Origin of the sequence: Bacteroides muris (ex Fokt et al. 2023) (assembly GCF_024704895.1) — a bacterium.
Classification (GTDB): Bacteria; Bacteroidota; Bacteroidia; order Bacteroidales; family Bacteroidaceae; genus Bacteroides; species Bacteroides muris.
Genome location: NZ_JAMZEE010000002.1, coordinates 84,892 through 108,271, shown reverse-complemented (window position 1 = coordinate 108,271; position 23,380 = coordinate 84,892). Strand labels below are relative to the sequence as shown.

The following is a 23,380-nucleotide window of genomic DNA, read 5'->3' as shown; positions in this document are numbered from 1 at the left end:
CGAAAATAGAATTTATTTGAGAGAATTGCAAATTTCCAGGTTGATTTCCCTGATACGCTTTTCGTCTACTTTAATTACTTTACGGTCATACGTCATCAGGCCGTTCACTTCGATTTCTACGTCCGAGGTCTGTGTATATACCGCACCGGTGAAACCTTTCAGGGCGAGTTTCTTCAATTCTTGCGCATATTTCACGTATTCGTCGGTTACTTCTTTTGAGGTATTGAACCGGATATATCCCCAGTTGCGGTCGGCCTCCCATACGTGCCCTTCCACTACATAGCCTATACCACCGTATTCTCCTATCACGTTGGCCCGTCGGGCATCATATAGAAACGGTTCGGGACCCGGATAGCTGTGTATGTCCAGCATGTCGCCGCATGTATAGTGGTTGCCACCGCTGGCAGCGTTCACCAGTCGGGTGCCGTCATATTGTTTGGTCAGGTTGGCTGTTTCTTCTGTTTTGAACTGTCCCCATCCCTCATTGAAGGGTACCCATACGCCGATGCAGGGTGAGGAGTAGAGGTAATCCATAATCTCTTTCCATTCCTTGAAGTAAATGGCTTCCGATTGTGGGGTGCGGGTCAGGTCGGCACCGGTGAAGTAGTCACGTTGGTTCCATTCGTGCATTTTGTCGCCGTTGGGCATGTCTTGCCATACGATGATGCCTATCCGGTCACAGTGTGCGTACCAGCGTGCGGGTTCCACTTTCACATGCTTGCGAATCATGTTGAAGCCGAAGTCTTTCGTCTTCTGTATGTCGTAAATCAGAGCCTCGTCCGTGGGGGCGGTATAGAGGCCGTCGGGCCACCATCCCTGGTCCAGCGGGCCGAACTGGAACAGGTCGTGATTGTTCAGTTGCATTCTCACCACACCGTTTTCGTCACGCTTGGACGAGAACTTTCTCATGGCTGCATAGCTGTCCACCGCATCCGTTTCTGTGCCGTTTTGTTTCAGGCGTACTTTGAGTGTATATAAGAAAGGTGTGTCGGGCGACCACAGCTTTACTTCTCCGGGCATGGTGATGTCTATCGCCTCCCCGCGGATGGCTGCTCCCGAGGCTACAAGTTTGCCGTTGTCATATACTTCCGCTTCTATGCGGCATCCTTTTTTCCATTCGCTCTCGTCGGTCTGGGCTTCGATATGCAGTCGGTTGAGGTCGATGTCGGGAGTGATTTTCATGGAGGCTATATGATTTTCATTCACCGGTTCGAGCCACACTGTCTGCCAGATGCCTGAGACAGCCGTATACCAGATGCCTTGCGGGCGGTTGGCTTGCTTTCCTACAGGTTGCGGACCATTGTTGGTGGGGTCCCATACACGTACGGTCAGTTTGTTGCTTCCTTTTTGCAGTGCATCGGTGATGTCGAAGCAGAAAGGGGCATAACCGCCTTCGTGCTTGCCTACGTTGATATTGTTCACCCACACATGGGCTCTCCAGTCTACGGCGCCGAAGTGCAGCAGTACTCTTCTCCCTTTCCATCCGGCAGGTACTTCAAATTGCCGTGTATACCACAATTCCTGACTGTCTTCCAAGTGCACGCCTACTCCTGATAGCGATGATTCTACGGCGAAGGGCACCAATATCTCGCCGTCGTAGGTTTCCGGTTCAGCTTCTCCGCACGGGCGGATGGCATAGTCCCACAGTCCGTTCAGGTTTTTCCATTCTTTTCGTTCCATCATCGGGCGCGGATATTCCGGCAGAACGTTGGCAGGGTCCAGTTTCTCTCCCCATTCCGTCTTTATTCTGTCGCCTGCCGGTTTCCATTGGGCGAGGGAAGGGGTTTGCAGGCCCAATGCCAAGGCACATGCTAACGCCAATTTTTTCATTCTCATAACAATCTGTTGTTTATAAATTATAGTTGTTTCCGTCTGTCGTGCGGAATTTGGGCAAAGGTGCTCCAATTAGTCTTTATAAAAGGATAAAAACCGACCAAAAAAGACGAATTTTGTTTCAGGCACTTTTTCTTAAGAATAAAATCCATTACTTTGCGACGGCTTTGAGAGATTTATCTATCTTAAATTAGTTGTTGTATGATGAGAATCAAGTATGCTTTTCTTTGTTTGCTTGTCTGGTGTTTCAGTTCCTGCCATTCGGGAAAGTATCCTGAAAACGTGGACGGAACAGACTCCTTGCTGTTCTATGTCAATCCTGTTTCCACCGGTTTCCTGGGGCGTCATGTCTTGTTTCATCAGGGTATGTATTATTGCATTCAGGGATGGATGTCGGGCATATACCTGCGTGTGGCGGAAGACGTCACTTTGCTCAAGGAGAAAGAATTCAGGAATGTGTGGACCTCTGCCGATCCTTCTGTCGGAAACATAGATGATGCCGAATTGCATTACATTGATTCCAAATGGTATGTTTATTTCACCGGGAATGACAATAACCTGGATAATCGTTGCATCTATGTGCTGGAGAATGATTCGCCCGATCCGTTGAAGGGCACGTTCAGGTTGAAAGGGCGCATTGACACCGATAAGGAGAATCATGTGGCCATGTTCTCTACGGTATTCCAGCAGGACGGCCGTTTGTATCTGGTGTGGTGCGGCTGGCCTTCCCGCAGGATTTATGAAGAAACCCAATGTATCTATATTGCCGAAATGGAGAATCCCTGGACTTTGTCTTCGGAGCGTGTGTTGATATCGAAGCCCGAATATGAGTGGGAATGCCAGTGGGTGGGCATTGACGGCAACCGCACGGCTTATCCGATTTACGTGAACGAGTGTCCTCAGGTGTTCAGGTCGCTTCGTCAGGATAAGATTCTGCTTTATTATGCTGCCAGTGGCCGTTGGACGCCTTATTATTGTGAAGGCATGCTGATGGCCGATGCTTCTGCCGACTTGCTTGATTCCACGTCGTGGAAGAAATGTCCGGTTCCGGTATTCAGCTCGAACACCGCCGATAAACTCTATGCTCCCAGCATCGTCTGTTTCATACCCTCGCCGGACGAGACGGAGTATTACTATCTGTATAAGGTGCGTAAGGACTTGGAAGATATGTTCATTTCTTTAGAGAAGTATGAAGTCTGTATGCAGAAGGTGGAGTGGGACAAAGACGGTATTCCGATACTGGGATGTCCGCAGAGGCAGGATACGCTGTTACGCAAACCGTCGGGGACGCCACATGCGAATGATGATTGAAATCGGCACGGAAGTTGCCTTATGGATGCGGAAATTCTCCTTTTTCGGTCGGAATTTCTTCTTTTTTCCATGGAAAATGCCCTTATTTTGCATCCGGCAGTTGCGTGTGCTTCTGCTGTGAGTATGAATCTTAAAAAAATATGGTATTGATGAAAAACATGGTATTGCTTTTGTGCATCTTGTTTCTCTGTTCATGGGCAGAAGCCGATGCGCAGGGTTTTCACCTCCAGCCCACTCCGCAGAAATATGTGGGAAGTGAGGATTCTGTTTTTATCCCTGCAAGATATAGTTTGCAGGTAGGAGCCACTTTGCGGGGAAGTGCGGCGGAGCAGTTGTTGGCCGGTCTTTTTCCGGATGCTGCGGTGACTGCCGATTTTTCCGTTTGTATCGGTATGAAGGGGGATAAGTCTGTGAGGAAGTATGCTGCACGTATCCCTAAACAGGCAGAGGGTTATTATCTGAAGATAGGCAAGGAAGGTATTGTTGTTGCCGGTGCCGACCGTAGAGGGGTTTTTTACGGTGTGCAGACGCTGGTCCAACTGATTGCATTGCCCAAACTGCCGTTGGTGGAGGTGACGGATTATCCCGACGTACCCTACCGTGGTGTGGTGGAAGGTTTCTATGGCGTTCCCTGGAGCCGGGAAGCACGCTTGTCGCAGCTTGATTTCTATGGCCGCAACAAGATGAATATCTATATTTACGGTCCTAAGGACGACCCTTACCACAGTTCGCCCAACTGGCGCAAGCCCTATCCTGCTCAGGAAGCCGAACAGCTGAAAGAACTGGTGGAATGTGCGCGGCGGAACGAAGTGCTTTTCTATTTGGCTATCCATCCGGGAAAGGACATTCGCTGGAATACGGAAGACCGTGATTTGTTGATGGAAAAGTTCGAAAGCATGTATCGTTTGGGGATAAGGGCCTTTGCCGTTTTCTTTGATGATATTTCCGGCGAAGGGACATCGGCGGAGAAGCAGGTGGAGCTGTTGAATGATATTTATCATAACTTCGTCAAAGTGAAAGGGGATGTTGCTCCGTTGCTGATGTGTCCTACGGAGTACAACCGTCTGTGGACTAAGCTCGAGGGAGGTTATCTCGCGACGCTGGGCGGCAAGCTTCATCCGGACATAGGCATCTTGTGGACGGGCGATAAAGTGGTGGCTTGTATTGATAAGCCTACGATGCAGTTTGTCAATCCGCTGTTGAAGCGCAAAGCATTCATTTGGTGGAATTTCCCCGTGTCCGACTATGTGCGCGACCGCCTTTTGCTGGGGGCTGTCTATGGCAATGGGACAGATATCGATGACGATATAAGTGCTTTTATATCCAACCCTATGGAACGTGCCGAGGCTTCAAAAATCGCCCTTTTCAGTATAGCCGATTATGCTTGGAACATGGATGCCTACAAGAGTGATGCATCGTGGAGAAGAGCTGTCCGGTACCTGATGCCCGGCCATGCCGCAGCTCTTCAGGTCTTTGCCTCACACAATTCCGACCTTGGCGGGAACGAACATGATTTCCGTCGTGAAGAGTCAGAACAGATTCGTCCTGCTTTGGAACGGTTGCTGGATGCTTATTGCCGCGAAGGAAAGCGGGAGGTCGCCGCTGCATCGGCTGTAACCGAGGAATGCGAACGTATGATTGCTTCTGCCGACCTGCTGCTGGCTTCCGATGAAAATCCGGCATTAATCAAGGAAATAACCCCTTGGCTGATGCAGTTTAAGTTGCTGGGTGAATATGGAAGAGAAGTGCTGTGCATGTTGGCGGCACAGTGTGACGGCAAAAAGACGGAACTGGAGAAAGCCGCTTCTCATGCCAAGGCCCTCCAGGTATTGATGAAGAAAATAGACGCCACTTACAACCAGAACGGATTCCAGCCGGGTGTAAAGACCGGAAGCTGCCATCTGAAACCTGCTTTCGACCGGTTGTATCAGGAGGTGGTTCGACGTACCGGTAAATAGGGGGTGTCTTTTAATCCCGTTTTCGGATTGCTTTTTTAGTAAAATGCAAACGATAGCCTGCCTTTAAGTTTCGCAAGCCCGACTTCTTATGTTGACAAGGTATTCGTAGTCTGCTACGGAAGTGAGCTTGTGAAACTTGAGTAAACCAAATGGAATAAAAGCGTTTTTTTTATTCTTCACTTCCTTCACCTTTTCCTTCAATCCCTCTATTCATAGGCTTTTCCGGTGAAACCGGTTTAATTCTGTGTTCGCTCTCGCGTTTATGTTTCGGGAGTTGTCAATTGCCGGCGGCGAACTTCACTGTAACCGATTTGCAGCATCATTGCAAATTGGTTGCAGCGCTACTGAAAGTTAGTTGCAGCGCCACTGCAAAACTGTTGCAGCGTTACTGCAAGTATGGTTGCAGCGTCACTGCAAAACTATTGCAGCGTTACTGCAAGTATGGTTGCAGTGTTACTGCAAAACTATTGCAGAATTTTGCAGTGATTATCTGTTGATTTATACATATTTATATTATAGTGAAACAGAATTGAACTGCAGATGTTTTTGGGGTTGTCGGGAATTGGAAGTGCGAAGAAAAGAGGTTTCATCGGGAAAGCGGCATAGGGTAAAACCGGTTTCACCGGAAATGCCTGTGAATAGGCAGGTTGAGGGAAAAGGTGAAGGTGGTGGAGGATGAAAACAAACTGTTCAAAACGCATGAATGGGCGGATATTCTCCTTTTTTGAAGAGCAATTATCCTTTTTTAATCTTTTTTGCAGGTAAGTTTGCAACGAATTTTTTTAATTAATTCTTAAATACATTCGTATTATGAAAAAGCATGAAACGCTTTTGGTAAGCACAATCCTGAACGGAACATACCGTGGCCGCCGTTTTCTCCAGATGGTGGGAATGGTAGGTCTGTTCTCATTCGGTTCGGTTCAGGGCTTACACGCAGAAGCCGTAAATCCTTCAGCAGACGGGACGGAAGTGGTACAACAAAAGAAGAATGTGACCGGAGTGGTGAAAGACAAGACCGGTGAACCGGTCATTGGTGCCAACGTGATAGTGAAAGGCACTACGTCGGGTGTGATAACGGATATAGACGGACGCTTTACGATTTCTGCCGGAGCAGGGCAGGTGATAGAGGTGTCGTTTATCGGTTTCAAGACCTACGCTTTTCCGGTAGACTCGAAGTCGGAATATACCGTCGTTCTTCAGGACGATGCCGAGTTGCTGGAAGAAGTGGTGGTTGTGGGATATGGTTCACAATTAAAGCGCTCGGTGACGGGTGCCATCTCTTCCGTAAAGTCCGAGGAGCTTGAAGCGCCCAATGCGGTGAGTGCCGACAATCTGCTGCAAGGCAAGGTGGCCGGTCTTACCATTACGCAAAACTCTGCACAGCCCGGTGCGGGAATGAGCGTGAACATTCGTGGAAACCTTTCGCCCAACGGTTCGAATTCTCCGCTTTACGTCATTGACGGGGTAGTGATAAGCAGCACTGGAAACAAGGCTTCCAACGGAGGTCCCAACCAGCTGAGCTTGCGCGACGGTGCCGACCGAAGTCCGCTCGCTACGTTGAATCCCAATGACATCCTTTCCATCGATGTGATGAAGGATGCCAGTGCTGCCGCCATTTACGGTTCGTCTGCTGCCAACGGTGTGATTCTGATTACCACCAAGAAAGGACAGGCCGGAAAGCCCCGCATCTCTTACAATGGCTCTTTTTCAGTGCAGGGGCTGAGCAAATATTATGACGTACTCAATGCTCAGGAATACATGACCAACGTCAACCTTTCCAGAATGGAGCAGTTCCTCTATCGCGGCAACTACTTCCCTTACGGTACGGAACCGGCTCCCGCTTCGGGGTGGGCAGAGGCATTTACGGCCGAGGAAATACGCAATGCGCAGACTTACGACCATGTGGACGAGATTACGCGTACCGGACTTATCCATAATCACAATGTGGCTATCAATGCCGGTTCGGAGAAGTTCAGGCTTTATGCTTCGTTCAACTACTATGACCAGAATTCCATTCTGAAGGTCAGTGACATGAAACGTTTCAGCGGCCGTCTCAACTTTGAGGCCAACTTCAATAAGAACGTCAAGCTGAGCGTGGCAAGCATGTACTCCCATTTGTCGGCAAACAATCCGTCGGCGGGAGATGCGGGTACCCATTCGAATGCCAATGAGGCGGTGCAGACCAACGCTGCCATTTACTTCCCGTCGAACATGCCGCTATACGATGAAAACGGAAATACGACCACTTCCATCTCTCCGCTGACGCCTAATCCGGCCGTTTGGTTCCACATCAAGAACCAGACTGTGACAAAGCGCCTGATGTTCTCGCCCAATCTGGAAGTGAAATTCCTGCCGTGGCTCAAGGCAAACGTGCAGTTGAGCGTGGACAAGACAGACGAGAACCGCGAGATTTTCGGCTCATCCAAGGCTAAGTTGCCGGCACAGATAGAAAAGAACTACGGTGGTTTCTCCGATTCGTTCAACGACAACTACGGAATAGAAGAGTACCTGACTTTCGACAAGGACATCGCCAAGAATCATCACCTGAATGCAGTGGTGGGTACGGGATACTACATCACCACTTCCAAGGCGCACAACGTGATGGGCTACAACTTTCCTACGGATGTGTACGAGAATAACAACATCGGCTCTACGGCCGACCTTGAAAGAAGCAATCTGGGCTCGTGGAAGACCTGGCGCAACAAGCTCTCTTTCTTCGGCCGTTTGAACTATACCTTCAAGAACCGCTATATACTGGGCGTTACGCTCCGTAACGACGGCTCTTCCGTATTTGCCGACAACCACAAGTGGGGATGGTTTCCCGGTACTTCCGCTGCATGGATTATCTCTGAGGAGAAATTCATGAAAGACTTTAACGCTTTGAGCTTCCTGAAGTTGAGAGCCGGTTACGGTACATCCGGTAACGAAAGCATCCTGACCGGCGGTACTTATTCGCTGACTACGTATGGCAATGCCATTAACGGTGACTATTACTACTTCGGTGGAGTTTATCATAAGGGTATCATTCAGAAACAGCAAGGTAATCCGGATTTGAAGTGGGAAACGGACATTACCATAAATGCCGGACTCGACTTCGGTTTCTTCGATGACCGCTTGACCGGTAGTGTGGACTACTACGTGCGTACAGCCAAGGATTTGCTCAATTTCACTCCGCTTCCCGTGACCGGTATGGTGACGAATATTGCCAAGAATGTAGGTTCTACCCGAAGCCAAGGTATCGAGGTGTCATTGAAAGGTACCCTCATCGATAAGAAAGACTGGACGCTGACGGCGTATGCCAATGTGGCGCATAACCGTTCCAAGTGGGTGGAACGTAATCCGGAAGTGGCTATCAGCCCATGGCTGAAGGAAAAAGATGACCTTAGTCCGATTTACGGCTGGAAAACCAATGGGATTTTCCACTCTTTGGAAGAGGTGCAAGCCTATACTTCGAATGGCAAGGTGCTCCAGCCGGATGCCAAACCGGGTAATCTGAGGTATGTGGACGTAAACGGAGACGGCGTGATGGATGATAATGACATCGTGAAATTGGGTACGTGGGATCCGAAGGCCAATTTCGGTCTGGGTGCCAGCCTGCGCTTCAAAAACTGGATGCTGGATATTGACACGTATGGTGTATTGGGCAGAAAATCACACGATGCATGGCACTTCAGAGGCATCGGCGACGATAACACCAGTGTACGCGTAAAGGACAGATGGACTTCCTACAATCCTACCGGCTGGTATCCCGGTATTGCACAAGATGTGACGGGCGGAAACAATAAGACCGGCATGCACGACTTTACACTGAAGAACGTACATTTCTGGCGCTTCAAGGATATCAAGCTGACCTATATGCTGCCTGAGAAATTCCTGAAGAGAAATAAGATTGCTTCGGATGCTTCTGTATTCGTGGATTTGCAGAACACGCTGATGCTGACCAACTACGATGGTCTGGATCCGGAAATGGGAACCAACTTTGCACCGTTCCCCATTCCGTTTACAGTCGTATTGGGTGTTAACATTAATTTCTAAACTAAAAATACCAAGAAGAGATGAAAACAAAAAAGATAATCAGTTGGGCGGTTGCCTTGTGCATGGGTATGATGCTCCATTCATGCGACTTGGACCAAAAAGTATTTTCGAGCCTGACAAATGCAAACTTTCCGCAAACGGTAGAAGATATTGATGCGTTGGTGGTAGGGATGTATGCTAATTTCAAGGCCAATTCAGGCGGTATGTGGGACGATTCAAACGGTGGCTGGGCCATGCCTATCTATGCGGCAGGCGATGGCTGGTGGGCTTATTCGGAATTTACTTCGGACGAATGCCGCCATCAGGGCAACCGCTTATACGATTTCAACTGGGCAGGTGCCTGGGACACGTTCATGACTTATACCATTAGCCGTAACATTACGCGATGCACCTTCATTCTCGACCAGCTGGAGAAGGTGGGTGGTCTGCCCGAAGCGGCAAAGGCTACCAAGATAGCCGAGGCGAAGACATTGCGTGCATGGCTGATGTTCTGTTTCTATGACTTGTACGGTCCGGTATCTTGTGTACTCGAACCGGAAGAATTGAGCAATATCGGTTATACGCCACGTCCCACGAAAGAGACCTATTTCAACCGGATGGTGAGCGATTTGCAGGAATCGCTTCCATACCTCTATGACAAGACCAACGGTACGGGCAATTGGGGGCGTGTGAACAAGGGGCTTGCCACCATGCTGCTGATGAAGGCATATATGAATGACCATCAGTATGACAAGGCTTTGCCTTATGCCGAGAGTATGAAGACGATGGGCTACAAACTGTCTGATGATTATAAGGATATCTTTATCAATGAAATGAACGATGAGACGGTGTGGGCTGTTCCGAGTGGCGAGCTTGCCGGCAATGAATATTTCTTCTATGCTTTCCCGCCCAACTGTATCACCTTTGGAAAGGACTTTGAATATAAATCCGGTGCAAACCGTTGGGGAGGTTACCTGATGCCGTGGGAGTTCTACGATACGTACGACAAGGCAGATGCACGCTTGGAGGTGATATTTGACTCTTACAAGAGCGCAGACGGCACGCTTTATACCCGTCCCGGGGGAGGTGGCGCAAGTGATGACCGTATCCAGCAGGGGGCTGTTCCGGTGAAATATCTGTGTAACGACTCCGAGAAGTATTCCAATGGCAATACGCATATCGTGGCTTTCCGTTATGCGGACGTACTCCTCTCTCTGGCCGAAATAGAGAACGAGCTGAACGGACCTACGGACAAGGCACTGGGCTATCTGAAACAGATTACCGACCGTGTGGGCGTCACGCATACCATTCCGGCAGATATACAATCCAGCAAGGAGAAGTTTAAAGAATTCCTGCTGATGGAAAGAGGGCGCGAGCTCTTTATGGAAGGCTGGCGTCGTCAGGACTTGATACGCTTCGGTAAATACATCGAGTTTGCCAGAAATCGCGGATGTACCGCAGCCAAGGACCACATGGTATTGTTCCCCATTCCACCGAAGGTGATTACCGAGTCGGGCGGTGTGATTGAACAAAACCCCGGATATTGATAAAGCAGGATGATGATTGGATGCAAACACTAAGAATCTCCTTCCGTATTCTGTTCTCCGGAAAAGATTGCGGGGGGAGATTTGTCTTTTTTTATGCACTTCGTCTTTTTGGGGAATAAGGTATAAAAAGATTACAAGATGGATTGTTTTCAGGCAAGGTCGTATAATGAGGGTACCTCAGTCGTATACTTAGGGTATCTCACTATACGACTGAGATACCCTAAGTATACGACTGAGATAGGATGATACGTAAATGGTTGATGCTTAGTTGTTTGTGGAATGCTGGATTGCGTGTGTATAAATTCGGACAAAAAATACTGTTTGCACTTGCATGTTTTTTATGGATATTATCAAAATATGGATATACGATGAATTATAGAGTATTGTTGTTAGGACTGTGTGCCTGGGGCTCTTTGCCGGTTTTGGGGCAGGAGAGCAGGGTAGAGGACATCCGCATTGGCGGTTTTGTAGGCGGACGCATTCATACCTGCATCGAGCAGCGGGTGAAATCGCAGGATGTGGAGCATCTGGTAGAGCCTTTCCGTCATCGCGGGGAGACAAGCCTGTGGCAGTCCGAATTCTTTGGCAAGTGGCTGCTGGGGGCCATTTCGTCTTACGAGTATTGCAAGGACCCTGCGTTGCTGGAGCAGATAAAGACTGGCGTGCGGAGTTTCATGCAGACCCAGACTCCGGAAGGCTACATAGGTAACTACAGCCCCGAAGCCCGGCTGACCAACTGGGACATCTGGGGCAGGAAATATTCGGCACTTGCCTTGGTGGCATACTATCGCCTGACCGGCGACAAGGCGGCATTGCAGACCGCTATGCGTTCGGTGGATTACCTGATGAAGCAGTTGCACGAACAGCACATCGACATTGCCCGTACCGGCAATTACTTTGGTATGGCAAGTTGTTCCATTCTGGAACCGGTGGTCTATCTGTATGACATTACCCGTGAGAGACGCTACCTCGACTTTGCCAAAAGCATCGTGGCGGGCATCGAGCGGGAGGGCAGTTCGCAACTCATAGCCAAAGCGCTGAAAGATGTGCCGGTGTCGCAACGTTCGGCTTATCCGGCATCGTGGTGGTCGTTCGAAAACGGGCAGAAGGCTTACGAGATGATGTCCTGCTACGAAGGTCTGATAGAACTGGGGCGTGTGCTGGACGACCCTCTTTACAAGGAAGCCGCCGAGCGTACGGCCGAGAGTATCCGGCGCGACGAGATAAACATTGCCGGTTCGGGTGCAGCCTTCGAGTGCTGGTATGGAGGCAAGGACAAGCAGACTCTGCCGGCTTATCATACGATGGAGACTTGCGTGACGTTCACCTACATGCAGTTCTGCCGTCGTTTGTGGCGCGACACGGGCAATCCGCTCTACGTCGAGGAGTTTGAACGGACGATGTACAATGCCTTGTTCGCCTCGATGAAACACGACGGAGGACAGATTTCCAAGTACAGTCCGTTGGAAGGACGAAGACAGCCGGGTGAGGAGCAATGCGGCATGCACATCAACTGCTGCAACGCCAATGGTCCCCGGGGGTTCGCTCTGATTCCGAAAATGGCGGTGGCGACAAAAGAAGACGGTGTATTCCTCAATCTCTATGTGCCGATGGAAGCTACGGTGAAGACGGGCAGGAAAAATGCAGTGGCCCTGAAAGTAGAGACCGGTTATCCCGTAAACGGAAAGGTAAGCATCGGAGTGGAACCGCAGAGGGACGAACGCTTTAAACTCTCCTTGCGCATCCCTTCGCAGGTAGACGGGGCGAAGGCCTTTGTCAACGGGCAAGAGCAGGAAGTGCTGCACCTGGGCGGTTATCTCTGCCTGGACCGTATATGGAAGCGAGGCGATGAAGTGACATTGGAATTCGACCTTCAAACCAAAGTTGTGGAGAGCCATAACCACCAGGCAGTGGTGCGCGGTCCGCTGGTATTTGCCCGCGACAGCCGTTTCGACGACGGCGATGTGGATGAGTGTGCCGTCATCCAGAGCGATGAGCGGGGTGTGGTGCAGGCCGCAGTACACGAGAATATGTCCGGTTCATTTGCCTGGATTACGTTGGAAGTTCCCGCTGTGCTGGGCACCGACCTGGAAGACGCCGCCAACAAGACGGCCAGGCCCGTACGCTTCTGCGACTTCGCCTCTTCGGGCAACGACTGGGCTCCGAAAGGCCGCTACAAGGTATGGATTCCGCAAACCCTGCATATGATGACGGAACCTTACCGGAAATATTGATGGAAAAACTGGTAGAAATTCCTTTAAAGAAATCAAATATGAACTATAACAAGAAAATGAATCTGTGCATCGGCCTTCTGCTGGTTCTTCTGACGGCTTGCCAGGGAGCGAAAAAGGAAGTAGAGACACAAACACCCCGCATATCGGTAAGTGAGTATGCCATGTTGCATGAGGTGGTAAAGATAAAGCTGGACAACGTTGCTCCGGACATGGAGGTGACGGTGGATTTCGGAGACGGAACTGTGGAAACGGGCAGGAACAACGGACTCCTGACACACGCTTATACCAAGGAGGGTGATTACACCATCAAGGCACAGACGGCAACCGGAACATTGGCTGCCGGTATACACGTCTGCAACCTGCCGGCGCTCAGCGTTGCCATGCAGCAGTTCAAAGACCCCTCGTACAAGAAGGTGTGGGTCATGGCCCACCGGGCGCATACGCAGGACAAGACCATTCCCGAGAATTCTCTCAGTGCGATAGAGGCTGCCGTGGCCGCCGGCGCTGAAATTCTGGAGTGCGACGTCAGGCAGACAAAGGATGGTGTTCTCGTGGTATGTCACGACGAGACCATCGACGCCACCACCACCGGACAAGGCCGGATTGCCGACATGACCTATGACGAAATCCTGCAGTACAACTTGAAAGACCGTGCCGGAAAACCCACCGATGAGAAGATGCCCACATTGGAAGAGTATCTGACCGCCGTACGCGGACGGGCGTATGTAGACATCGACAAATGTACCGGACAAGGTATCTTCGGGAAAGTGGCGGACGTGGTGTGCCGGACGGGTATGATGGAGGCCGTATTCTTCTACAGTGGTGTGGAAGAGGGTACCCGTGAGGTGCTCGGTGTGGTGGAGGATGCCAACATCTATCCTTGGGTAGGAGGGCACAAGTTGCTGGAGGGATTGCCGCGTACGTTTTTCGTGCAGACATCGTATGCCACCGAAGGCAGAAGCCCCTCTTTGGGCGATTCGGTAGAGTTGGGCATGGTTCCCTCCGTCTGCCTGCTGTGGGTGCTCGACCAGGCCATACCCGAATATGCGCTGGACGACAGGCAACTTGACGAACTGTTTGACATATTCCCCACTGTGCGGATGATTCAGACGGACGTGCCTGCCGAGTTGATTGCAGCCTTGGAGAAGAAGGGATTAAGATGAAAAATCAACAAGTGTTTTGAAATATATGAAGAAGATACTGTTTTTGTGCTTCGGGCTTGTGGTCAGCGTTTCATTGACGGCGCAATTACCCGAAAGGAATGCCGGCAACCTGAAAAAATACAAAGCGATATGCCGGCAGCATATTTATAAGAATATGAAGGGCATGTACCGGCAACCGGTCGGTGCGTTGAAGTATCCCTTCCTCGTGCCCGGCAGCGGGCAGTATGCCAACCAGTTGTGGGACTGGGATTCGTGGCTGAGCGACATAGCCCTGCGGCAAATCATCGTGGAAAACGGCACCAGGGACGACCGTGAGGAACTGATTGCCTACGAGAAAGGCTGTATTCTCAACTTCCTCAGCTATGGCGGAGGCGACGGATGGATTCCCATTTGCATCTTTGACAATACGGAAGAGCGCTGGCAGTTGCTGCAGAAAATCAATCCTTGGAAGACCAATATGCACAAACCCGTCCTGGCGCAGCATGCTGCTTTCGTAGTGGAGCAGACGGGCGGTGACGCCGAATGGCTGCGTGAGGGATTTTATAACTTGCAGACGTTTGTGGGCAAGTACCTCAACTACCATCGCCACAAGGCCACCGGATTGCTCTATTGGGAAAACGATGAAATGATTGGCGTGGACAATGACCCGAGTACCTTCTACCGTCCTCACGGAAGCTCGGGCTCCATCTTCCTCAATGCCTTGATGTATAGGGAACTGCTTGCCATGGCTTATCTGGCAAGACAGCTCCGCATGCCCGATCTGGAAAATCGGTTCACCCGCGAAGCGGAGGAACTGAAAGAAGATATCCGCAAGCATTGCTGGGACCCTCGCGACGGCTTCTACTACAGTGTAGACCTTAACCTGCTTCCGGTGGAAAAACCCGCTGCGCCGGGCTTTCATTACCACACCGGGCAACCCCGTACTTACGACTGCCTGATACAACGTTTTAGTGTGTGGAGCGGCTTCATGGCGTTGTGGGCAGGAATAGCCACTCCCGAGCAGGCGCGCGAAATCGTGGAACGGCAATATCGCGATTCCCGTTTGTTCAATGCGGCGGCAGGTGTGCGTTCTCTTTCTCCATTGGAGAAAATGTACGACGTGCGTGCCAGCGGCAATCCTTCTTCCTGGCAAGGACCGGTATGGATATGTGTCAACTACTTTGTTTTCCGGGGACTGCTCCGCTACGGCTATACGGAAGATGCCCGGGAGTTGGCGGAGAAGACCGTGTTGCTGCTGGGACGCGACTATGAGCGTTTCGGTGCGCTGCACGAATATTACATGCCCGACAACGGCGAGCCCATCCTCAACAAGGGCTTCCAGAACTGGAACTTGCTGGTGCTGAACATGGCTGCCTGGCTGGACGGTAAAGAGACGGTGAATGAATTTTAATTTTTATCAAGCAAGAGTATGAAACATTTGTTACTGGCCTGTATCATGGCCGTAATCTGTCTTCCCGTTTCGGGAGGAAACAAAAAGAAGTCTAGACTAGGCGGCGCTTCCCTCAAAGTGCTTTGCCTGGGAAATTCCATTACACGGCACGAATATAAGGCTGATATCGAATGGTTCTCGGAGTGGGGCATGGCAGCTTCGAAGGAAGAGAACGACTATTGCCACCAGTTGCAGAAGCTGCTCTGCGCAGAGCATCCCGGCACGGTGGTTACCCCGCTCAACATCGCTTACTGGGAACGCAATCTGACGTGCGATATTGATTCATTGATAGGTTCGGCTGTTCGCGGCAAAGACCTTGTCGTGATTCGTCTGGGTGAGAATGTGCAGGATAAGCAGGCGTTCCGTCCGGGCATTCTCCGCCTGGTGGAATATTGCAAACAGAAAGCGGGCAGGGTGGTCATTACTGGTTGCTTTTGGGAAGATGCCGAGAAGGAGCGTGCCATTATTCATGCTGCCCGTACCCACGGCATTTCCTTTATTCCGATTGACTGGATAGACCGTCTGTATGATTCGCGTCCCAAGGTGGGCGATACCCTCCATGATGTGGAAGGAAAGCCTTATACCGTGACCAAGGAGTTTATTATTGCCCACCCCGACGACCGAGGCATGCGAAAGATAGCTGAGGCGATATTCGACACTTTGCGATGATGCTTCCCTGAATGTGACGCCAGGGAGCCGCATTGTTCGGGACTTGATTGATATGAATTGGTTTATAGATTATTGGTATGGAAAATTTGAAAAATATTTTGTGGCTCTGTCTGGCAGGACTGTTGTTGGCTGCACTGCCCGCTGCCGCCGGGCAGATTGTTGTGTCCACCCCTTCCTTCGCATTGGTGCTTGATGCTCCGGTAGGAGGCGAACTAAGGTATCTCTACTACGGAACCGGATTATCGGAGGATGATTTGCGGCAGATGAATGTGGCAGGTACGTGCCATCATGTTGCTTATCCTTCTTATGGAATAGGATGGCCCGGTGAATCCGCTCTCCGTGTCAGACATGCCGATGGGGTGATAGCCACCCGGCTTTATGTGCAGGATGTGGAAGTGAGGCAAGAGCCGGATGCTATGCTCACCCTTGTGAAACTGAAGGATTGTGTTTATCCCTTCTACGTCAATCTCTGCTACAAGGCATATCGCGATGTGGATGTGATTGAAACCTGGGCTGAATTCAGCCATTCGGAGAAGACTCCGGTAACGCTCCTTCAATTTGCTTCGTCTTATCTTCCTCTCCGCAGAGGCGATGTGTGGCTTTCCAGCCTCTACGGTGGGTGGGGCAACGAGGCAAGGTTGCTTCAGGAACCTTTAAAATCCGGCATCAGGCTGATAAAGAATATCGATGGCGTACGCAATTCGCATACTGCCCATGCCGAAGTAATGTTTTCGCTGGACGGGAAACCACAGGAAAACACAGGGCGTACTATCGGCGCAGCCCTTTGCTATACCGGTGACTATAGGCTGAAAATCAATACGGATGACGGCGATTATCACCACTTCTTTGCCGGTATGGATGAGGAAGGTGCTTCCTTCAGGCTGAAAAAAGGCGAGGTATTCCGTACTCCCCCGTTGGCGCTCACCTACTCAGAAGAGGGATTGGGCGGCGCAAGCCGTAATTTCCATAAATGGGGACGGAAACATAAACTGGCCAATGGAGACAAGCCCCGCAAGATACTGCTGAACAGTTGGGAAGGTGTTTACTTCGACATTAATCAGAAGGATATGGAGCAGATGATGGCAGACATAGCCTTGATGGGAGGCGAACTCTTTGTGATGGATGATGGCTGGTTTGGCGACAAGCATCCGCGTGATATTGACAACGCCGGGCTGGGGGACTGGGTGGTGAACCCGAAGAAACTGCTTGACGGCATTGCCGGACTATTGCGTGATGCCGCGAAACATAATATCGGTTTCGGCATCTGGATTGAACCCGAAATGATTAACACACGCAGCGAACTATACGAGAAGCATCCCGACTGGGTGATGAAAGTCCCCGGACAAGACTTCATTACGGCGCGCGGTGGCACGCAGGCGGTGCTTGACCTTACCAACCCCCAGGTGCGGGATTTCATTTTTTATACGGTGGATACCTTGCTGGCCCGTTATCCGGAAATAGAATATATCAAGTGGGATGCCAATATGCCGGTGCTGAACCACGGTTCTGTCCATTTGGACAAGGACGAGCAAAGCCATCTGAGTATTCTTTATCATCAGGGATTTGAGGATGTGTGCCGACGCATCCGTAGAAAATATCCTGATGTGACGATTCAGGCGTGTGCCAGTGGAGGCGGTCGTGTCAATTACGGCTATTTGCCCTATTTTGATGAATTCTGGACCAGCGATAATACAGATGCCTTGCAACGCGTTTATATCCAGTGGGGAACGTCCTATTTCTTTCCTGCTATCGCTATGGGATCGCATATCAGCGCTGCGCCCAACCATCAGACGCATCGCAGCTTGCCCTTGAAATATCGCATTGATGTGGCAATGAGCGGAAGGCTCGGTATGGAGATACAACCCCGGAATATGACGGATAAAGAGAAGAATCTTTGCCGTGAGGCGATTGCTGCTTACAAAGAGATTCGTCCGGTGGTGCAGTTCGGTGAACTTTATCGGCTGGTGTCACCGTATGACAGACAGGGGGTAGCCTCACTGTTGTATGCCAGCGAAGATAAGTCGAAAGCCGTCTTCTATTGGTGGAAGCTAGAACAGTTTGTCAACCAGCAGTTGCCGCGTGTCAGGATGGCGGGATTGGATGCGGGGAAACAATACCGTATTCGTGAGCTGAACCGCATTGACAATGTCCCTCTCTCCTTTGAAGGAAAGGTACTGAGTGGCTCTTTCCTGATGAGCCACGGACTGGAGATTCCCGGAGAACATAGGGTGGATGCAGATAAAATGAGTGATTATGCCAGTCGGATATTGTATCTGGAAGAGGTGAACCATTAAAATATTAGAAATATGAAAGTTGGATATTTTGCAGTTGTACTGCTTGCATGCTTCCTGCAGGCTTGTTCTTCGTTTGTGGGAAAGGATAGCACGGAGATGGACGGTTTTGTGACCGGCCTGATGGACCGGATGACTGTACGGGAGAAACTGGGCCAGTTGAACCTGCCCTCGGGAGGCGATTTAGTGACTGGTACGGTGATGAACGGCGAACTCACGGAAATGATACGGAAGCAGGAAATCACGGGCTTCTTCAATGTGAAGGGAGTACGGAAAATCAGAGAGATGCAACGTATTGCCGTGGAGGAAACCCGTTTGAAGATTCCCTTGATTGTAGGAGCGGATGTCATACACGGTTATGAGACAATATTCCCCATACCGCTTGCCATGTCGTGTAGCTGGGACACTGTCGCCATCCGACGGATGACACGCGTAGCGGCTACTGAGGCCAGTGCCGATGGAATCTGCTGGAATTTCAGTCCGATGGTGGATATCTGCCGCGATGCCCGTTGGGGACGCATTGCCGAGGGGAACGGAGAAGACCCTTACTTGGGCGCTTTGATGGCGAGGGCATACGTACATGGCTATCAGGGTGATGCTATGAAGGCTAATAATGAAATACTGGCCTGTGTCAAGCATTTTGCACTGTATGGTGCTTCCGAGGCGGGACGTGATTATAATACGGTGGACATGAGCAGATTGAGCATGTACAACAATTATCTGGCTCCCTATAAAGCAGCCGTTGAGGCGGGTGTGGGGAGCGTGATGAGCGCGTTCAACCTTGTGGATGGCATTCCTGCCACTGCCAATAAGTGGCTGCTGACCAATCTTCTTCGTAACGAGTGGGGATTTGGCGGCATGGTAGTTACCGATTATTATTCCATCGGAGAGATGAAAACTTACGGCGTGGCCGACAAGAAAGAGGCTTCCGTGCTTGCTTTGAAGGCGGGAACGGACATGGATATGGTCACCGCCGGTTTTCTGGATACTTTGGAGTCGGCATTGGAGGAAGGACTCATTTCTGAAGCTGATATTGACCGTGCCTGCCGTAGGGTGCTTGAGACTAAGTATAGAATGGGACTTTTTGACGACCCCTACAAATACTGCGACACGGTACGTGCGGAGAAGGAAATCTTTACGCCCGAGCACCGCAAAGAAGCGCGTGAGGTGGCACGTGAAACCTTCGTGCTGATGAAGAACGAGGGAAGTCTGCTGCCTCTTTCTATGGATAAGAAGATAGCGCTGATAGGACCTATGGCCGATGCCCGCAACAATATGTGCGGCATGTGGAGTCTGACTTGTGTTCCTTCCGACCACCGTTCCCTGCTCGATGGGATGCGCGACGCGATGAAGGGCAGGGGCGAAGTCTTTCATGCCAAAGGCAGCAATATCTATTACGAGGAGGAAATGGAGAAAGGCGCCGTCGGCTTCCGTCCTTTGGAGCGTGGAGACAATGGGAAATTACTTCGGGAGGCGTTGCAGGTGGCTGCCCGTGCGGATGTGATTGTTGCCGCTTTGGGTGAGTGTGCGGATATGTCGGGTGAATCGGCCTCACGTACGGAACTGGAACTGCCGGATGCGCAGCAAGCGTTGCTGAAAGAACTGGTGAAGACGGGAAAGCCGGTGGTGCTGTTATTGTTTACGGGACGTCCGTTGGTGCTTAATTGGGAAACGGCACATGTTCCTGCTATACTGAATGTATGGTTTGCGGGCAGTGAGGCGGGCGATGCCATAGCCGACGTATTGTTTGGGCACGCCGTGCCTGCCGGAAAGCTCACTACCAGTTTCCCACGTGCCGTAGGACAGATGCCGTTATACTATAATCATTTGAGTGCCAGTCGCCCCGATCCGCAAGATGGGGTGTTCAACCGCTACCAGAGTAACTATATTGACCAAAATAATGAGCCGCTTTATCCTTTCGGGTTCGGGCTGAGCTATACGGCTTTTGAGTACGGTGATATGCGGCTTGGTTCGGAATGTCTTCCCAAGAACGGGGAGTTGGCGGTTTCCGTGGAGGTCACCAATTCCGGTACTTGTGACGGTACGGAAATCGTACAGCTCTATCTGCGTGATGTGATGGCTGAGGTGGCACGTCCCGTCAAGGAACTGAAAGCTTTTCGGCGCATCTTCTTGAAGAAAGGGGAAAAGCGGGAAGTGGTGTTCACGTTGACAGAAGAGGACTTGAAATACTACCATTCGGACTTGCAATACGGGTATGATCCGGGTGAGTTTCAAGTGATGGTCGGTCCTAACAGCCGTGATGTCCAGACGAAGGTGTTCAAAGCAGAATAAGTTCTTTAATTTGAAGATTATGTTTATATGAAGATGATAACTTTTTTCATTACGTTGCTGTTGTCAGTGGCTATGCTATGCAGCAGTTGTTCTGTTACTGGAAATAGAGAAAAGACATTATTGGGCAATCCGGTTGTCAAGGTGCCTACGTTGCTTGATAAGACAAACTGGACAACGGACACGATTGCCAACGGAATCATTTACTATAATTTTGCAGCAAAAGATGAAGTTTCGGATGCCAGTCAGATCGTGAATGTATTGGAACTTGATTTGACAAATCCTGACTATACGCTTGCCTTGCGGTATGTTCCGGAGTGTTCTACGTTGTCCGAACTTGCCAAGTCCGCCGGAGCTATAGCTGGAATGAATGCAGGGTATGAGCAGGAAGCCATCTACTTGAAGGCGGAAAATACCGTGTTTTCGGAAGTGGCATTGGCGCCCGACCATCTCCGCTTCTGGAAGCATGAGGGTGCTGTCTGTTGGAGCAACAATGAGGACATCGGAATATGGTTTGCCGGTAAAGACGGGGTGGATGCCATTGCATGCTATAAGGCGGATACACATCGGAATCTCATAGCCAGTGCCCCGATGCTGGTTGATAATTACGTGCCTTGCGGCGTCTCTTTTGTGGATGCCGCATATACGCCGGAACAACTGAACGGACTGGATTATGAAGACAAGAACCGCCATCAGGGAGTCAGACATCCCCGTACTGCCATTGCCTTGACGGAAGACCGAGATTTGCTGCTCATTACCGTCGACGGACGCCGGTCCGGTCAGGCAGAAGGCATGAACGCAAAGGAACTGACCGGCTTTATCGTGAAATACTTCTCTCCGCAATATGCACTGAATATGGATGGCGGAGGTTCCACGACTATGTATGTCATAGGAAAAGGGGACAATGTTACGAATGTCGTGAATTATCCTACTGATAACGGAATCTTTGACCATCGTGGAGAGCGGAAAGTCTCTACCCATTTTCTGGTGATGCGAAAATAAGTACTTTAGTAATATTTGAAGAACAAGACAATGAAAGAAAAGAAATGTAGCTGGATTATTCTTTGTAGCTTCTTTGTATGTTTTTGCTTTTTCCAGCCACTTTGGGCGGAGAAGCGTGTGGAGCGAGGCAATGACATCGTTTCTGTCATTAGGCATGGTGTCCGGAACGACGGTTCTGTGATAGGCTCTGAACTGAATGAGCTTGTCGTGAGGAGCTACGGGAAGACGTTGTATTTTCCTGTCGGTACCTATAACCTGTCGGAACCTATCGTCTTGCCCTACGACTATACGAAGAATGTAAATATTGTTTTTGACAAGAATGCATTGATAAAGACCGATTTGCCGATGGAAGCATTGTTGAAAGTGGGTTATTCGGAGATGACAACGCCCGACGTTACTCACCGGCGCTTCTCTTATATCGAGGGTGGGATGTTCGACTGCTATAATGTGGAGAACGGAATCATGGTCAACGGATTGAAACAGCTGGTTTCCCTGAAAAGTATCAGTTTGTTTAAGGGGCGCAACACACATATCCGCATCAGCGTTACCGACGACTTCAGAGGAACGGGAAGCAGTGATACCAAAATAGACAATGTGACGATACAAGGCATTTCGTCCAACGAAGAGGTATATGGTATCTATATAGACCAAGCTTGCTGTGACTGTAAGATTTCCAATACTTTCATATATAGCACGAAGTATGGACTCGTGACAAAGTCGGCGGGACATATTTTGAATAACCTGCATATTCTCTCCATGCACACCACTGGCGGTCTGGACTTGGGGTTGAAAGGTTTCCGCTCTACGGAAGGGATACGTGTGGAAGCAGATGGCTTTTTCATTTTCAACGAGGTGTATTATGATACGGTAGACCGTGGCATTGTGGTTGCGGCGGATAGGAACCCTACGTTGGTACTGGACAAGAACATCTTCTATTCCTATTTGCCGGATTTCGGGACTTCTTTCCTCTATCGGGACCATAAGGCGGCGGCTCCGTTTCAGGCGAAGATGTCGAACTGCATCATCGAAGTGGCAAAACAGGGTTATAAAATCTTTGATGTCAGCCCTGAGGCTATAAAGAATGATGTGGAGGGGAATTTTTCGTTTGTGAATTGTGCTATGAGGAATTCTCACTTGTTAAGTCCTTTCGATTTTTCCCTGATGCAACGTATAAGGGGGAAAAGATATGATGTACTGTCTGCACCGGAGCAGGCAACAAGTGGTTTGCAGGCAGTGGATAGCTTGCAGTGGTACGTTTTGGGAGCAGTGTTTGTTTCTCCGTATCGTAATTTGTTAAAATTGGATTTGGCAAAAGATGGTATGGTAGAATTGGATTTGCTCTTTACTGGAGAGAAGCCCGAAATACATAGCAGGATGCTCAGAAGTCCGGATGGAACTTCCTTCCAACTGGGGTATGTTGTTAAGGATGAGTATTGTATCTTACTGTTGAGAATGTCTCGAGGAAGAGTGTATCCTACTATTTGTGATGTGTTGGGAAATGGTTGTTTTTTTGCGACTCCTTCCAAAGACAGATACTATAAACCGGAAGATTATGGGGTAAATCAAGATTCTGTCATTCTGCATTGAATTTGTATAATAGAAGAGCAGGTAATATAGAGCGTGGGCGATGTGTTACTTAA

At 50.0% G+C, this 23,380-nt stretch carries 13 protein-coding genes; 12 read left to right on the top strand and 1 reads right to left on the bottom strand.

Annotation, left to right across the window (positions count from 1 at the left end; genetic code table 11):
• Positions 1 to 12: 12 nt before the first annotated feature.
• Positions 13 to 1,830, bottom strand: coding sequence for a glycoside hydrolase family 2 protein (locus M1B78_RS01215; protein ID WP_257939709.1), 1,818 nt, complete (start codon positions 1,828 to 1,830; stop codon positions 13 to 15).
• A 204-nt stretch (positions 1,831 to 2,034) separates the two neighbouring features.
• Here M1B78_RS01215 and M1B78_RS01210 point away from each other — a divergent pair, with 204 nt between their 5' ends.
• The 12 genes from M1B78_RS01210 to M1B78_RS01155 all read left to right on the top strand — a co-directional run bounded on the left by M1B78_RS01210 (position 2,035) and on the right by M1B78_RS01155 (position 23,327).
• Positions 2,035 to 3,144 carry a glycoside hydrolase family 43 protein gene (locus M1B78_RS01210; RefSeq protein WP_257939671.1) on the top strand — a complete coding sequence of 370 codons (1,110 nt, stop codon included), beginning with the start codon at positions 2,035 to 2,037 and terminating at the stop codon, positions 3,142 to 3,144.
• A gap of 149 nt (positions 3,145 to 3,293) precedes the next feature.
• Positions 3,294 to 5,102: a beta-N-acetylglucosaminidase domain-containing protein gene (locus M1B78_RS01205; protein ID WP_430732559.1), complete on the top strand. Its 1,809-nt coding sequence runs from the start codon at positions 3,294 to 3,296 to the stop codon at positions 5,100 to 5,102.
• Between the two features lie 810 nt (positions 5,103 to 5,912).
• Positions 5,913 to 9,137: a SusC/RagA family TonB-linked outer membrane protein gene (locus M1B78_RS01200; RefSeq protein WP_257939669.1), complete on the top strand. Its 3,225-nt coding sequence runs from the start codon at positions 5,913 to 5,915 to the stop codon at positions 9,135 to 9,137.
• Between the two features lie 20 nt (positions 9,138 to 9,157).
• Positions 9,158 to 10,663 carry a RagB/SusD family nutrient uptake outer membrane protein gene (locus M1B78_RS01195; RefSeq protein ID WP_057089108.1) on the top strand — a complete coding sequence of 502 codons (1,506 nt, stop codon included), beginning with the start codon at positions 9,158 to 9,160 and terminating at the stop codon, positions 10,661 to 10,663.
• A gap of 368 nt (positions 10,664 to 11,031) precedes the next feature.
• Complete coding sequence (locus M1B78_RS01190) at positions 11,032 to 12,897, top strand: glycoside hydrolase family 127 protein (protein WP_257939668.1); 1,866 nt, start codon at positions 11,032 to 11,034, stop codon at positions 12,895 to 12,897.
• A 38-nt stretch (positions 12,898 to 12,935) separates the two neighbouring features.
• Complete coding sequence (locus M1B78_RS01185) at positions 12,936 to 14,060, top strand: glycerophosphodiester phosphodiesterase family protein (protein ID WP_257939667.1); 1,125 nt, start codon at positions 12,936 to 12,938, stop codon at positions 14,058 to 14,060.
• Positions 14,061 to 14,085: 25 nt separating this feature from the next.
• Positions 14,086 to 15,450, top strand: a complete 1,365-nt coding sequence (locus M1B78_RS01180) for an MGH1-like glycoside hydrolase domain-containing protein (protein WP_195668458.1) — start codon at positions 14,086 to 14,088, stop codon at positions 15,448 to 15,450.
• Positions 15,451 to 15,468: 18 nt separating this feature from the next.
• Positions 15,469 to 16,158, top strand: a complete 690-nt coding sequence (locus M1B78_RS01175; RefSeq protein WP_257939666.1) for an SGNH/GDSL hydrolase family protein — start codon at positions 15,469 to 15,471, stop codon at positions 16,156 to 16,158.
• Positions 16,159 to 16,235: 77 nt separating this feature from the next.
• The gene (locus M1B78_RS01170; protein ID WP_257939665.1) at positions 16,236 to 18,452 is read left to right on the top strand and encodes an alpha-galactosidase; all 2,217 of its coding nucleotides are present in this window, start codon (positions 16,236 to 16,238) and stop codon (positions 18,450 to 18,452) included.
• A gap of 12 nt (positions 18,453 to 18,464) precedes the next feature.
• Entirely contained in the window at positions 18,465 to 20,741 is a 2,277-nt protein-coding gene (gene bglX / locus M1B78_RS01165) for a beta-glucosidase BglX (protein WP_257939664.1), read from the top strand.
• Between the two features lie 27 nt (positions 20,742 to 20,768).
• Positions 20,769 to 21,740: a phosphodiester glycosidase family protein gene (locus M1B78_RS01160; RefSeq protein ID WP_257939663.1), complete on the top strand. Its 972-nt coding sequence runs from the start codon at positions 20,769 to 20,771 to the stop codon at positions 21,738 to 21,740.
• A 30-nt stretch (positions 21,741 to 21,770) separates the two neighbouring features.
• Positions 21,771 to 23,327, top strand: a complete 1,557-nt coding sequence (locus M1B78_RS01155) for a right-handed parallel beta-helix repeat-containing protein (RefSeq protein WP_257939662.1) — start codon at positions 21,771 to 21,773, stop codon at positions 23,325 to 23,327.
• The last annotated feature ends 53 nt before the right edge of the window (positions 23,328 to 23,380 follow it).